General features: G+C 40.9%; 8 protein-coding genes. 3 read left to right on the top strand and 5 right to left on the bottom strand.

What is annotated here, in order from left to right; all coding sequences use genetic code 11:
- Positions 1–31: 31 nt before the first annotated feature.
- Positions 32–1561, bottom strand: coding sequence for a glucose-6-phosphate dehydrogenase (gene zwf, locus LW728_RS08470; protein ID WP_002802729.1), 1530 nt, complete (start codon positions 1559–1561; stop codon positions 32–34).
- A 330-nt stretch (positions 1562–1891) separates the two neighbouring features.
- Positions 1892–3082 carry a DUF3747 domain-containing protein gene (locus LW728_RS08465; RefSeq protein ID WP_287670180.1) on the bottom strand — a complete coding sequence of 397 codons (1191 nt, stop codon included), beginning with the start codon at positions 3080–3082 and terminating at the stop codon, positions 1892–1894.
- Positions 3083–3540: 458 nt separating this feature from the next.
- On the opposite strand from LW728_RS08465, the gene LW728_RS08460 reads away from it, so the two are divergent.
- The 3 genes from LW728_RS08460 (at position 3541) to LW728_RS08450 (ending at position 11137) form a co-directional block, all read left to right on the top strand.
- A complete protein-coding gene (locus LW728_RS08460) occupies positions 3541–9678 on the top strand; it encodes a translocation/assembly module TamB domain-containing protein (RefSeq protein ID WP_287766243.1) in 6138 nt (2045 codons plus the stop codon).
- Positions 9679–9760: 82 nt separating this feature from the next.
- Positions 9761–10252: a GNAT family N-acetyltransferase gene (locus tag LW728_RS08455; protein WP_287709777.1), complete on the top strand. Its 492-nt coding sequence runs from the start codon at positions 9761–9763 to the stop codon at positions 10250–10252.
- 381 nt (positions 10253–10633) lie between these two features.
- A complete protein-coding gene (locus LW728_RS08450; protein ID WP_287670175.1) occupies positions 10634–11137 on the top strand; it encodes a hydrogenase maturation protease in 504 nt (167 codons plus the stop codon).
- Here the strand turns inward: LW728_RS08450 and LW728_RS08445 are convergent.
- The 3 genes from LW728_RS08445 to LW728_RS08435 all read right to left on the bottom strand — a co-directional run bounded on the left by LW728_RS08445 (position 11064) and on the right by LW728_RS08435 (position 15382).
- Complete coding sequence (locus tag LW728_RS08445) at positions 11064–12746, bottom strand: mechanosensitive ion channel family protein (protein ID WP_287766241.1); 1683 nt, start codon at positions 12744–12746, stop codon at positions 11064–11066. The genes LW728_RS08450 and LW728_RS08445 overlap by 74 nt on opposite strands.
- A gap of 3 nt (positions 12747–12749) precedes the next feature.
- Positions 12750–13847, bottom strand: a complete 1098-nt coding sequence (locus LW728_RS08440; RefSeq protein WP_287766240.1) for a saccharopine dehydrogenase family protein — start codon at positions 13845–13847, stop codon at positions 12750–12752.
- Positions 13848–13939: 92 nt separating this feature from the next.
- Positions 13940–15382: a sensor histidine kinase gene (locus LW728_RS08435; RefSeq protein WP_287766238.1), complete on the bottom strand. Its 1443-nt coding sequence runs from the start codon at positions 15380–15382 to the stop codon at positions 13940–13942.
- Positions 15383–15852 lie beyond the last annotated feature (470 nt).

Below are 15852 nucleotides of genomic sequence, written 5' to 3'. Positions count from 1 at the left end.
GTTTACTGATTACTGATTACTGTTCACTGTTTTAGAGTCGTCGCCAACGACGGCCATCGCGGTTAAGGAGAAATTCTGCTTCTGTGGGTTCCCAGGTACCCGCTTCGTATTGGGGTACGGATGCGGGATCGGCGGGAGCGTCCCAAGCGGCGAGAGCGGGAGTAACGATGCGCCATGCTTCTTCTACCTCGTCAGAACGGGTAAATAGGGTTTGATCTCCCAGCATAGCGTCTAAAAGTAGCCGATTATAGGCATCAGCGCTGGCAACACCGAAGGAGGAACCATAACTAAAGTCCATTTCTACCGTGCGTGTGCGTAATTCTGACCCCGGCATTTTCGCCTCAAAACGGAGGGCAATACCTTCGTTAGGCTGGATTCGCATACTCAGTACATTTGCATTAGTTTGTTGAGCCGCCGATTGGAAGATTAATAACGGCACATGGCGGAATTGGATGGCAATCTCGGAAACTTTTTTCGGCAGACGTTTACCGGTACGCAGATAGAAAGGGACACCCTGCCAACGCCAGTTATCTACCATTAATTTCATGGCCACGTAGGTGGGGGTGGTCGATTCCGGATTAACCCCCGGTTCTTCCCGATAGCCCGGAATGGGTTTTCCTTTCATCCAACCGGCTTTATACTGGCCGCGGATGGCGGATTTTTCTAGGTTATTAATATCGGCCAAGTGAGTCGCTTGCAGGACTTTGACTTTTTCGCCGCGGACACTATCAGCGTTAATAGCGTTGGGTGCTTCCATCGCCGTCAAGCAGAATAACTGCATCAGGTGATTTTGCACCATATCGCGCAAAGCTCCCGATTTTTCGTAATATCCGGCCCGCTCCTCCACTCCCACGGTTTCGGCCACGGTAATCTGGACGTGATCGATAAATTGACGATTCCAGAGGGGTTCAAAGATAGCGTTAGCAAATCGGAACACCAGCAAGTTTTGGACGGTTTCCTTGCCTAAATAGTGGTCAATGCGATAAACTTGGTTCTCCTGACAAACCTCTTGTACGACTCGATTGAGAACTTGGGCAGAACTGAGGTCTTTGCCAAAGGGTTTTTCGATCACTAAGCGGTGTTTAATCGGGTCTTTCAGCATTCCGGCCGCGCCGAGGTTTTTAAGACCGGGGGGAAAGAAATTAGGAGAGACGGCTAGATAAAAGACTCGATTGCCGCGAGTTCCCCGGATTCCGTCTAGTTCTTCCAGAAAGACTTTCATTTTGGCGTAACTTTCTGGGTCGTCCATGTTGCCGGGGAAATAGTACAACCCTTGGGCGAAGTCTTGCCAATATTCCTCACTGCCAATCCCGTCGGAAAATTCTTCGATGCCTTGGCGCATCTGTTGGCGAAAATAATCATGACTCCACTCTCGGCGCGCTGTACCGACGATGGTTAATTCGGCCGGCAGTCGTCTTTCCCGTTTCAGTTGATAGAGGGCAGGAACCAGTTTTCTTTGGGTTAAGTCTCCTGATGCCCCAAAAATGACTAAGATTAAGGGTTCTGGGGTTCTTTCTTGTCGCAATCCCACTCGGAGAGGATTTTCGAGCAGCTTTACCATAGGATTTTGTCTAGCCGAGGTGCATTATTTTCCAGTCTAGCGGGAATACTCGACGGCATACCTAAAGTAAAAATTAATAACCACAATCAGTAATCAGTAATCAGTAATCAGTGACCAGTAATCAGTAATCAGTCATCGGTCATCGGTCATCAGTCATCAGTAATTGGATAATATCTTTAGGCCTTTTTGAGATCAAAAAGTTCCGGGACTGGGAGTGAGCGGGGGGAAAATTCAGGGAAAAAGTCCCTGAATTTTAGGTAATTGACCACCCAAAAATGGCTGAAACCCGACAACCTACTCCTAGGAAAAACTTTTTGCCGCAAACCCTACTTATTTTTTGGCGGTTTTAACACAATCGAGGGTACGGACGATGGCAGCTGCCGCGTAGTTACGACGGGCGGGATCATTTGGTACAAAAGAACTACCCTGTTCGTTCAAGGGAGAGGCCACACCGCAAAATCCCGACATCTGGGTAATTAAACTGGCGGCCCAATGACCGGAAGTATCGGAAAAATTGACGGGAGTTTTAGTTTGGGCTAAATCGGGGGCTTGTTTTTGCTGAGTTTTCAGGTAGGTGGCGGCCTGTTTGAGAATCGCCATCAATTCGGCCCGGGTGATGGGGTCGGTGGGGCGGAATTCGCCGTTAGCTTTGCCGGCAACAATACCATTAGCCCGGGCCCATTGGATTTTTTTGGCACTCCAGCGCGTCGCTTCTACGTCGTTAAAACTGCCGCTGCCGGGGGGAATATCTTCTAGGTTAATTTTGGTGACAGTTCCCATCCCCTCAATAATCATCGAGACGAATTGTTCCCTGGTGACGGGATTTTCGGGGCGGAAGGTGTTATCTTCTTTAAAACCAGCCACTACCCCAAGCGCGATCGCTTTTTCGATCTCAGTTTTATAGATATCGCCGCTAATATCCTGAAAACTGGCCCCAGAAGTGGGGGGAGGAGTGGTTTCGCTGACGGGAGGTCTGCCGGTGGCTGCGAGAACTTCCGCTTCTTTGCCGCTAAAGTAGAAGTGGCCTAAACTTTTGCCTTGGAAAGTACGACGGCTAAATCTCCAACCCGGTTCGAGGATAATTTTCATAAATCCTGTTTGCATTCCTCGGGTTCTTCCCACCACTAATTCCGGTCTGCGGGCATCCCGGGGAGTTCCCACTAAGTATAATTCGCCATTGCGTTCCACAATACGCAGGATGTAATCTAGCCCAAAATCCCGGCCATCGAGACGGATAGAATAACCATTACTATCGGTGGCGCGGCGACAAATGCCGGTAAAGTCAAAGTTGAGGAGTAGAGGGTCGATCATGACGGGATTTGAGCCGCTTTCGTTCCAACACTTCTGTTTTCCCTGGATTTGTTCCAAGACTAGCAGGTCAAATTTATTACCTCCGTAGGGACGAGCGATCGCTACTACCTGGGTCTGCTCGATGTCCTGTTCGTCAAAGTTGGCCGCTGGTGTGGCAGTTATGCCCAAGGTCATTAGGGCGGTTAGGGCGATCGATAATCTGGCTTTCATAATCTTTAATCTATAAGACGATTTTTGCAGTAAAAATAGACGTGCTAATCCCAACATTCTATGACTGAATGCTTCCGGTCGTTGTTCCAGACTGCGCCGGATTGTTGTCTGTCCGCACAACTTTTCTCTCAATCTTCAATTTCCGAACCTATTTATCCTGGCAATATTCTGATTAAACTGGTGGGGGGATCAATATTCATTCGGTTGGCTGTTGAAACTGGCGAGATTTTGGCGGATTGTCGAAAATTTTAGCCAGCCATTCGAGTCTTAGGCTAAGATGGGTAGAGAGGCTTTTAATTGGCCGCAGCCCTTGACTTCCTCACAGGATTTAAGCCCAATAATTGCCTAAAAAATTGCAATTAATCGATTGAGGGCTATCAGTGCCGCGGTGAATTATCATAGTTCATTAGCTCTGGTGAGCCATTGCCCTTTCTTTGGTGTGTGTGAGGTAGACAATTATGAGTAACTCCCCCGGTGATCCTTCTCCTCGTCCTAATCTTTTTCTGAGTATCGGTCGATTTGTCCGCCGGCCTTCTACTTTAATTGTCGGGGGAATTACTCTCCTAGGAATTACCTCCCTTGGCTATTTTACGACTCGTTATTTAGTTTATGAACGTCTAACCCCAATTTTAGACAATATCTTCAGTGAAATGCTGCACAGACCTGTCAGGGTAGGTAAGATAGAGGGCTTTTATTTTAATCGGATTCGTATCGGTAAATCGGCAATTCCAGCTACGGCCAATTCTGCTGATAGTTTATCTATTGATGCGATCGAATTGGGATTAAATCCGCTGCCCTTACTTTTAGGTCTGCCGCTGCCGGTTGATGTCAAGTTAATTAATCCCAGTATTTATCTCGATCAGGATAAAAATGGTCAATGGCTCGATAATTTAGAAAAAATAGCTAGTAACTTTGATCGGGAGGCACCCATTAGGTTAAATCTGGGTTTTCAGGTGGAGAAGGGAGCTATTACTATCCAACCCTATGCCCTGAAAAAACCGATAGAAATTAAGGCCGATGGTCAAGGAAGATTTATTGATAATCAAAGGCAGCCTCTCACCTACGATTTTAGCGCAGAAATCCTCAAAAGTCAAGTAAAAATTCAAGGAGAAACGGCGTTAAAAACGGGTGAAAGCCTAACTAATCTTCAGATCGACCGTTTAAACTTAAGTCAACTATTAACTTTAATTCCTAATCGCAATTTTCAATTAAATCAAGGACAAGTAAATGCTAATATTGCTCTCAATATTCCCAGTTGGGCAAAGCTAAATCAAAGTCAAGGTAATGGCAATTTTCAGGTGACGGAAGTAGCGGGAAAATTCCAACCCTTCCAGTATCCAATTAAGCTAACTACTAAGTTAAATTTACAGGGAGACAAAGTATTAGTTGAACAGGCGAGCGCAACTATTGGCAAGATTAAAACTGAGGTGAGAGGAGAAGTAAATTGGCAAACTGGTTATCATCTCAATGTCGCTCTAGAATCGGTGGATTTACAACAGCTTTTAAGAATTATTTATCTGCAATCACCTCTAGATTTACGGGGAGAAGCACGCTCTACTTTTCAAGTGACGGGAAAATTAGATCAACCTCTAATTAAAGGAACCGTTAGCAGCAGCAAACCGATTATTTTTGAGCAAATTCCTATTAAATCAATAACCAGTAATTTTCAAACAAATCTCAATAGTCTTAATTTAGATAAAATTAAAATTAAACCCGTCGCAGGTGGAGAAATTAAAGGGGAAGGAAAATTGCAGTTAAATATTCTGCAATCCCTGCAAAAAAATCAACCTCTTGACGGGACAAAAATGCCGATTAATTTGAATTTACAAGCGCATTTTCCCACGAGAAAAATCTTATCTCAATTCGCGACAATTCCCGCTAAAATTAATATAAATGATCTGCAAGCTAATATTAAAGCTAGGGGTAGTTTAGGACTGCCACAATTATTAATTAATTGGCAAATACCCACGGTTAATCAGTCAGGATTACTCAATGTTGCCGGGGAGGGTAAAGTATTTTTAGGGGGCAACAAAATAAATTTAACCGATACGGTCATTAAAACAAATGGCGGCAAACTACAGGTTAATGGTAATGGTGATTTTACCAGCAAATTAGTCCGGGCAAAAATCACGGGCAATAACTTTTTATTGACTCCTTTTGTGCCTCTTGTTTGTCAATATTTAGATAGTATTTGCCCCTACCTAGAAACCTTAGAACCCTTAAATTTAGAGACAGCTAATATTCAATTTAGTGGCAAAATTGACCAACTTAATATTAATACTTTAAACGGAATTGCTAACTTAGGAATTAGCGGTAAACAAGGCACAATTTTCGTCAATAGTCAAGTATTGCAAGGAAATATTCAGGCTAAAGCTGTCTTAGCGGGATTGCCGATTAATTCCCTATTGCCTAACTTATCAACCCAGGTTAAATTAATGCGATCACAGATTAATTTACAAGGTTATTTAGGGGAATTACTGAATAATAAAAATAATATTTTCAGCAGTTGGCAAGGTCAAGGTAATATGCAGTTATTAGTGGATAATAATCCTTTAATTGCCACAGCCAAACTGAATCGAGGTTTCCTGACAGGAACAGTCAACACCGGGGGAATTAGTCTCAATCCTCTAGTGGAAAATTTAACAGTTTCCGTCAGTTTAGGCAAGACAAAAATTAACTTTGCTGGCAGAATAAATTCTCTGATTAGCGGTACTTTAACGGATTTACAAACTTGGCGCGGACAAGGGGATATACAATTATTTGTCAATAGTCAATCCCTAAGAACGACAGCCCAACTGGAACAAGGTATTTTAAGCGGTATAGTTAATACGACTGGGATTAACTTAAATCCGTTTTTACCCAAGATAAATATTCCTGTTAGTCTAGGAAAAACCCAAGTCAATTTCACTGGTGCAATCAATAATTTACTAGCGGGAAAAATCCCTAATTTGTCCACCGTCAATGCTAGGGTAAATACTCGGTTGTTAGTGGATAATAATCCGATTAATACTGATATTCAGTTAAACAACGGGATTTTTAATATTCTCAGTAGTTTAGAGAATTTTCAGACTAATATTTCCATACCTTTGAATATTTACCAAACCAGTTTTCAAGCAACAGGAAATGCCCAAACTATTTTCGACTCCCTGCTAGAAAAACGACTCAACTTAAGCAGTATTAAAGCAGTTTTTAACTCTCGTATTAATGTGGCTAAAGGAGAAATTAAAGCTAAGGGACAACTGAATAATAATTTATGGCAAAGTGATATTATTGCCGCTAATCTTAATCCCGCTGCCGTACTAGGACAATTACCAGGAATAAAATCAATCTCGATTCCTCACTTAGATTTTAAGGCCAATTTAGCGGGAAACATTCAAGAAATTTGGCAGGGAGTAACACCGATTCAGGTTAACAATCTTTCGGCACAGTGGGGAGAAAATAGCTTTGATGTGCGCGGAAATATTCTTTTAGCTAATCTTACCAGTCAACCTGATATCGCTGAGGTTAACTTAAATCTACAGGCAAAAACTGACTTTTCTACTATACCCTTAGATCAGATTATATCGCTTTTACCGATCGATCCTCGTTTGAAACCCAGAGAATCGACACTGACAGGGTTCGGAGAATTTCAAGGAAAAATCACAGGAAAAAATCTCTTAACTGCGTGGCAAAAAGTGGGAAATATACAAATCAAAGGAGATATAAATTTAGCTAACTTTAGCATTAATGATCGACCCTTTGAACCTATCTTAAAAGGAAGTATGCAAGCAGGAATCGGTCAAAATATTAGTTTAAATCTGCGGGGAAATCAGGACATTATTGACCTAACTTTCGATCCTTGTCAACAAAATAATTGCCTGCTGCCCTATCTTCCCTTAGGGATAAATATTCGCCAAGCTTTTGGAAATAAAACTCCTTTTTTAGCAACAGCTAAACGAAGCGGAGAAAATTTAAATGTTCAGATTGCCGATTTTCCCCTAGAAATGCTGAAAATATCTCCCACGGCAGCCTACAATATTCCGGGGATTATTGCTGGACAAGTGAATGCTAATCTAGACATCAATTTATTTAACTTACAGGGTGAGGGACAACTAGAGATTAATCGACCTAGTTTAGGTAACTTAATCGGGGAAAAATTAACGGCAAATTTGGTTTATCGGGATTCCATAGTTCAACTGCAAGAAGGTAGTTTACAAGCGGGTGCAAGTCAATATAATCTGCAAGGTTTATTTAATTGGCAAACCCAAGCAATAGAAGCTAAACTGAGGGTAGATCAAGGTTATATTCAAGATTTATTATCAGTTGCTAGTATCTATGATTTAACCAGTTTAATCAACTTTTTCTCCTCAGAGAATAACCCAGCTATTCAACTTAGTCCCCTAGAAGTAGGTAATCCCGAAGCTTCCCTAGCACAACAGGTAAATTTGCGGGCAAAAATTGAAGAAATAATCCAGCAATTAGCAAGGGAAAGAGGGGTAGTCGGGATACCTTCTGAACTAGATTTTCGCGGCAGTTATCAAGCAAATATAGCCTTAACTGGGACTTTAAAAAATCCCGATCTTAGCGTAAAATTTCAGGGCAATAGATGGGAATGGCGCCCCCAAAGACCGACGGTAAATATTGTTAACCCTCTGGGAATTGTCACCACCGATACCCAATTAATTCCGATTGATGAAGTAACAATTAATCTTAACTTAAATCGTCAGTTGCTCAGGATAGAACCGATTAGATTAAAATCACGAGATTCTTCCGTATTTTTAGCGGGTGATTTTTCCCTAAAAAAAGTAGAGGGAACTTTTGCCGTGGAAAATCTTTCTCTCGATCTCTTGAGAAATTTTGTGCAGTTTCCCTTGGATGTATCCGGTAGTCTAAAAACTCAAGGACAAATTACAGGAACCTTATTAAATCCTCGTATTCAGGGTAACTTTGCCTTTATTGATGGTGCAATTAATGCCCAAAATATTAATCAAGATATAATTGGTTTATTTACCTATAATCAGTATCGTTTTGATTTGCGGACAACCTCCTCGGAATCAATCCAACTCTATGCCAGCATTCCCTATCCTCCCTTACCGGGTAATGATCAATTAAAAATCCAAGCAAAATTGGGAACCGATGCAATTAAATTAATTGAAGCTATCAGTCAAAACACCATTGAATGGGTTAACGGTGAGGGAGAGGTAGTTCTTTCAGCGACGGGAAGATTAGATATAAAAGAGGGTTTAAAAATCAAAGATTTAGAAGCAAATGGTATAGTTACTCTCGATAATGCTGCTATCCGCAGTGTTGCTTTTCCAGAGATTTTAACCGTAAATGGCCGCATTGGTCTAACCCCTGAAAGCTTAACAGTAGAGGAATTACAAGGCTCGATCGCTGATAGACAAATTTCTGTGGTGGGAGTTTTACCTTTCTTTCAAGCCATCAAAAATAATCCTAATCCCTTAACAGTTAATATTCAAGAGGGAGATATAGCAATTAATGGTCTTTATCGGGGATTAATTGCTGGGAATGCCCTGGTAACTGGAACAATTCAGCAACCAATTATCGGAGGGAATGTGCGTCTTTCTAGGGGTAAAGTTTTTCTTCCTCGCACAGCAGAAATTAATCAAGAAACGGATAAACCGGTGAGTCGCTGGCTGCAGCCTCTCAACATTCCTCAGGCGACAAATATTACTCCGGTTTTAAATAATTTCCAAGTGTCTTTAGCGGGATTATCAATCGAACAAGAACCTTTGTATCAATTTGATTTTAGTGGTGCTTTAACCTTGAACGGTTCGCTCACTTCACTGGAGAAATTACAAACCAATGGAGTGATTAATCTCGAGCGAGGACGGGTTAGCTACATCGATACTCGTTTTCTTCTTAACCGACGCAATCAAAATGTTATTGTTTTCGATTCTAGTCGCGGGTTGGGACTTTTTAATCCCTTTGTTGATATTCAACTGCGAACAATTCTCAGCGAATTTTCTCAATCTCGCGATTTTGCTATCTCCCGTCCGGGGGGGGATTTTCCTAGTAATGAAATTCCCGATGATAGCCTCAATCGCATTCAAAGGATTGATGTCACCCTCAGCGTTGAAGGGGAATTAAACCGCTTGCTACCAAATTTAGGACGTAATATCAATGAAGTGTGCCAAATTCGTCCCGATAGTCCACCTTTTCCCCTGGAGGAAAACTATACAGATACAGAATTACAAAAAGCTGCTAATTGTCTACAAGCAGTGGCTTTTGCTAGAGGTGAAGATGAGGGATTGCTTAATACTCCTCTAGTTAAATTAACCAGCACTCCCCCCCGCAGCCAAGGGGAAATCGTTCGACTTTTGGGGGAACAATTGCTGTCGGTTTTTAATGGTTTACAGGGGAAAAATACAGAACAATTAATTCAGTTTGGAGTGGTTCAGTTGGCAATTCCCCTCTTAGCGCAAGGAGTCGTGTATGATGTGGAGAATGCGGTTAGTAATGTGATCGGAGCAACGGATTTTAATATTCTTCCCAATTTGGAAACCGTCTATCGAGTTAATTCCCAGTCTTTTATCCGCTTCTCCTACGATTACAATTTGAATGAGTTTACCGTCCGCTATCAAACCCAATTTTAAGGTAAGATTGAGAGATATAGGAGAGTTCAGAAGTTAGGAGACAAGGCAAAATTAGGTTATACTTCATCTTACTTGATATTCTATGATTATTCGCGAGGCTAAAGAGACAGATTTACCAACAATTATCGATATCTATAATGCTGCTGTTCCCACTCGCAAGGCAACCGCAGATTTAAAGCCTATTTCCCTCGAAAGTCGGCGAGAATGGTTTAAAAAGCACGATCCTGAACAGTATCCCATCTGGGTAATAGCGCTCGAAGGTCGTGTGGTGGGTTGGCTGAGTTTACAGATGTTTTATGGTCGTGTCGCTTACCAAAAAACGGCAGAGGTTAGTTTATATATTGCCCCCGATTATCAAGGTCGTGGAATCGGTAAATTATTAGTAGAATATGCCCTGAATTGCTGTCCGAAATTGGGTATATCTAATCTTATCTGTATTATTTTTGCCCACAATCAGGCCAGTATTCGTCTCTTTGAAAAATTCGGCTTTCAACGATGGGGTTATTTACCTCAAATTGCCGCTCTAGACGATTTTCTGGCTGATGTAGTCATTTTAGGGAAAAAAGTCGCTTAAATAGGCAATTCTCCCCATAGCTAGACTAAATTCTAGACTTAATTGAATATCAGCATTTTCTGGTTCGCCTAGAGATGATTTCTGGGTGAGAGAAAAGAGATAGTCTTCATGGCCCTTCCTTACTCTTTATGCTAAATTAACACACAAAATGCCAAGACAACATACTTCTAATACTAAATCCTGTTTAAAAGGTTTAGGGAAGTAGCGGAGCATCGAAGTAGATAAATCGATTAGGTTAAAGGTATTAAAAACTTTCAGATCCCCCCGCCTATCGGCACCCCCCTTATCAAGGGGGGCAGGGGGGATCAAACCTAAAATCTATTTTTAATTTAATTATAACCAGCTACTTAAGTTTCCAACTCCTGTTCCCTCTATTTAACCATGAATAATTTTAAAATACTGCTCATCGGTTACGGTAATACTTTAAGAAATGATGACGGAGTGGGAGTGAGAATAGCCGAAATTATCGCCCAGGAGAATTTGCCTAATGTGCAAGTCATCGCTACCCATCAATTGACTCCTGAGTTAGCGGCGGATATAGCTGATGCTTCCCTAGTTATTTTTGTTGATGCAGTATTATCTAATCAAACCGGTATCTGGATAGAAAAATTAGCGGCAGTTACCGAATGGAATAATTTAGGTCATGCAGAAAGTCCCGCTTCTTTATTAGCATTAACTCAAGCAATTTATCAACAAACTCCCAGGGCCTGGGGAATATTTATTCCTGCTATTAATTGTGAATTTGGTGAAGAATTATCAACAATAACTCAAAAGGGCTTGACAAATGCGATTAAAGCTATTAGTAAAATTATTACTTCTGAGGATTTGACTGAATACCAAAAGCAGGACTTTGATAATCTTCCGGCAGATAATTTTCAGGAATAGTGCTGTGATTGCCATCCCGGAGAGCCTTGTAGTGAGGAGACATAATTTCGATACCGACTTCGTTACATTTATCCTGAATATTTTGATGTAATTCAGAATAAATATACACCATTTTGCTAGGATGATCGGTGTAGGCATTTAGCTGATAGCTGACATAAAAATCATCGAGACTGGTTTGCAAGACAAAAGGAGCAGGTTCTGAGACAATAAATTCAATTGCTAGGGCTGCTTCTTTCAGGGTTGCGTGAACCTTACGCCAAGGTAAATCATAACCGAGAGTGACTGTGGTTTGCAAAATTAAAGGCTGTTTGAATTCCCTTTGAGAGACACTAAAGTTAATCACATTGGTGTTTAACAGCGATGAATTAGGAATCGTGATAATTCTATTAGCCGGTGTGCGAATACGGGTGACTAATAATCCTTTTTCAATCACATCTCCAATAACATCACCAATAGAAATTTTATCTCCTAGTTGAAAAGAGCGGGTATAGATGAGAATAATTCCTCCCACCACATTAGCGATAGCAGAGGTAGAACCCAAGGAAAATAGCACCCCTAAAAATACCGAAACCCCCTGAAAAGCAGGAGAATTAAATCCGGGTAGATAGGGAAAAGCGATGACTATAGCTAAGGCAATTATCAGCAGTGACAGTAAATTATAGGTTGGTTTTGCCCAATCGGGATAGAAACCATGGATTACTAAATTTTCTCTTTCCAATCCAGTGAAAAATGGTTTAATTGCTCTCAACAGATAGTGAGTTATGAAAACAATTATCAGTATAATAAAAATATTGGGTAAATATTTTGCTATCTCTTGGGAAATAACTTCCAAAGCACTAAAAAAGTATTGCAGAAAACCATCACCAAATTTTCTAGTCCAGGGAAAAAGACGAAGGACAAAAGTTAAATAAAAATAGAGAATAGTTAAAATAATTAGAGTTCGGATAAATTGCAAAACTCTTAGGGAAAAAATTCCTATTGTTTGGGAACTAATAATCTCAAAATTTTGGAATACGACCCCAGGAACTAGGGAGGTGATTAATCTCTGAATCTGGGGAAAAACCCGCGAAGATATAAAAATTATTACCCAGAAAATTAAGACCGTGGCTAAGGTAGCACTTACCGTCAAAGTTGCATCTTTGAAGAGGTTATCCGGTTGACGTTCTTGACGATAACGGACAATGGCCGCTTTAATCTTTGCTAAAGCTCGTTCGGCCAATACTTCTTGACTTACTGAGTGTAATTTGGCATCTTTAGAAGTAATAGTAGCAATAACCGTATCTCCCAAAATAATCGAAGGGTTTTTGTCTTCAGGATCAATTTTTATGGTTAAATCTTCAGGAGAAAGAGCATCGTCATCGGCAATTTTTTCAATTCTGTCTGTAATCGATTTCGCTCTTTCTTGCGCTGAAAAAGAACCTATTCCCTGCCGAATCGTAAAAAGTTCTTGATTATCAAGCATGACGGGAAAAACTTCTCCCAAAGTTTCCAGGGGTGTTTCCTGTCCTTGTTTAGCAGGATTATTCTGGGCCGCTATCATGAAGATAGGGGATAAAGTCAGTAACAAAACTAAACAAAACAGCCCTAGGTAACGCCAGATTTTTTTCATCTTCTAAGCCACAATTGCACAGGAGCGATCGAGTTTAATACCTCTTTTTTTCATCGTAGCATGGAATAGTTCTGTGGATAACACCTGTTCCACTGGATAAATCCCGGCTTTTTGGAGTTTTGCCGCTAAGATTAATTCTGCCACGCTGCCAGTTCCCCAGCCGGCTGCTTGAGCAGTATTCTCGTGAAGCATAGTTGCTTGATAAACTGCTTTTTGCTGCCCTTGCCATCCGGCCACTTTTGCTAACATTGCTACCCCAATTCCCGAAAATTTATCGGTTACTTCTGTCATGCGATAACTAACTTGGGAAAAAAACTCAATTCCCCGAGAACTTTCTACCCAAGCATCAGGAAAAACATGGGCAGTAATCCAAGTTAAATGATTATAAAAATCGGGAATAGAGCCAAATTTTGTGATCACATTTTGCGCTTGAAAAGATTCAGCAAAAGTATAGGTTTCTGGCATATCAAACCAATAAACACCAGTTTTACCCAAAGGAGCGGGAAAGTCAATTACTTCTCTAGCAGTATAGGGTTTAATCTCTTGCCATTGTCCCTCAATCCAAGCTAAAAAAGGCTTTTTTAAACCGAGAAAAGTTGTCCGCATCACAGTTAATCCCGCACCTCCTGAACCAGCTACGGCATAATTTAAACGGATCGTTTCTACCCTATCTAACTGTTCCACTCCCTCCCGCACTATACTATTAGAAATACCCGGGAAAATTCCCGTATTAACCACGGCAGTTATTCCCGCTTTTATCGCTAATTCTCGATAGGGGATTAACTTTTGATAAAAAGAACGATGATCACTAACATCAATATAATTGACTTTTTCTTCGATGCAAATTTTTACTACCCTGCCATCGCGATAATGAAAGGGACCGGCACAATGAATAACTAAATCACTATTTTTAATTGCCTGTCTAAGCTTGTCTATTTCTTCTAAATCTAAAGCCAAAAACTGCATTCTTGGCAGTAATTTAATGGATTTTTCCTTGCGTCCTGTGATAATAATTTTAGCTGCAGTATGATTAATAATATCTAGGGCGACACTTTGACCAATGCGACCGGTGCCACCTAAAATTAAAACAGTTTTTTCCATAGCAACTATCAATATTATTTGTTGCTCTAGTATAGCATCCTCTTGGCAATTTTGCCTATTTTACAAGATGAAAAATTCAGAATAATCCCAACTTATTTAATGCGTCCGAGGGGCAAGAAAATGGTTAAAATCTCACCTTCTTCGGGTTTTTCACGCACAATAAATTTACCTCCCAAAGCTTGAAAAAGGTTTTTAGTTACCTTCATATTCAGACTTAAGCTGCCCGTTTCTGGTTGAAACATTAAGACTTTTCCCAAAGCTTTGAGGGTAAGATTAGTCGATTTTACCTGAGTTTGGAACTGCATTTTTAATTGATTTCCTGCCGTTGATATATGTACTTGCAACAGGCCACCACTAGCCATACTGCGAGTACATTTTTCCACGACTCCATTTAACATTTGATCCAATAAATTCGGGTCAGTAATTACCGAAGGCAATTTTTTCGGTACATTAACTTCTAAATTGACATTGCGCCGTTTAGCCTGTTTTTGCCACCGAGGAATACTATCTTGAAAGACTTTTTCTAGAGCAATTGGAATTAATTGAATTGGTTTATCTACCAGAGGATTAATACCCAATTCTGCGGCTCGGAAAATTAATTCCATGCGCTGAATTTGTTCACTACATTCTAAATCGATTGTTTCTAAATATTTATGCACATCTTCCGTTACTTTTGCCCGTTTTAATAATAATCGGGTAATGGTGCGAATGGTGGTTAAAGGGGTGCGAATTTCGTGGGTTAAAGCTCGCAATAATTCCAAATCACAACCCGATTCTAAATTAGAATTATCTTCCTTTGGCGGAGTGATTTCGGCATTGATAGGCGATTTCGTTTTTTTCAGGTCTAAATTAGGCTGGTTGGGTAAATTTTGCAGTAATTGGCGGCTAAATTGGCTAACTAGACGGTAATCCGGCGAGGGACTGCCATTAGCCTCGATAATTGCCTCTAAAGTCCCGATTTGCGGATAACGCAGATTAACTAATCGTTGCCGCAACTGCTGCCAGGCTTGCTGAGTGAGGACGGGATCAAAGGAAAATTGAAAAGAGGACAAACCCCACTGATCCTCGCCTAAAACCAGCAAAAGAGAGAAACTTTCGCTAAAAACCAGACAAAATCTTTCATTAGCAATCGGATCCGTTGGCAAGAGAGGCAATTCATGAATCTCCGTCGGGGAAATATCGGCGGCGGATTTTTCCTGAGAAGGCAATTGCAAACCCAGCCATTGTAAATGTTTTAAAGCTTTAACGGTAAAAACACCAAATTCAAAACCCGTTAAAGCCTTGCTTTCTCTGACTAAAGCCGTCGGACCGGAGAGAATTAAACCCCGACTGGCGGCAGCATTATTTTGGTTTTGTAATAAGATATTTTCTAAAGCGGCGATCGCTGCGAACCACTCACTTTCCGCTTTCAGTTGCGAGCGCTTGAGCCATTCTGATAAATTAGGATAAAAAGCATTGGGGGTGAAGGTTTCCCGGTCCTGATGGTCAGTCGGCGGGAAAATATCGCTTAATTTCGGTAAAGACCCCTTTAACATCGTCTTCATCACTGACTAGATACAAATTCCTTACCTAGAATAGTACCCCCGTTAATGCTCATCCCATAACAGTAAAACCGAACTCTATTGGCAGTGATATCCGCGTTTTGATAGCAGTTATCTTAATGGTGAGGTACAAAGTCTCTGGTTTTGGGGAGTCGGTCGTCGATAGCAAATTAGGTTACACTTCATTGAGAATGCTCAGAAAGGCTGTCAATCGGCTTAATGATTTGTAATATAGGTTAGTCCAGTTGATCACCTATGCTGGTTGTGGGTTTCGTGGCTCAATTCAACCTCGATAAGTCTGATATTTAATTACACCTGCCGACTTATGTATTTTTTTGTTACATTTAAGTATTTTGGCTCTTCCGAACTTGTCATGTAAAATTAAAGAAAAAACAGACAATTATTGCTGACCAATAAAACAATAATTTATCTTTAAAAGCTGACTATGCTTGCAATACAGCAAT

Origin of the sequence: Microcystis sp. 49638_E5 (assembly GCF_021300285.1) — a bacterium.
GTDB lineage: Bacteria > Cyanobacteriota > Cyanobacteriia > Cyanobacteriales > Microcystaceae > Microcystis > Microcystis aeruginosa_C.
Note: the sequence above shows the minus strand (reverse complement) of the source record. Positions and strands in the feature narration are given on the sequence as shown.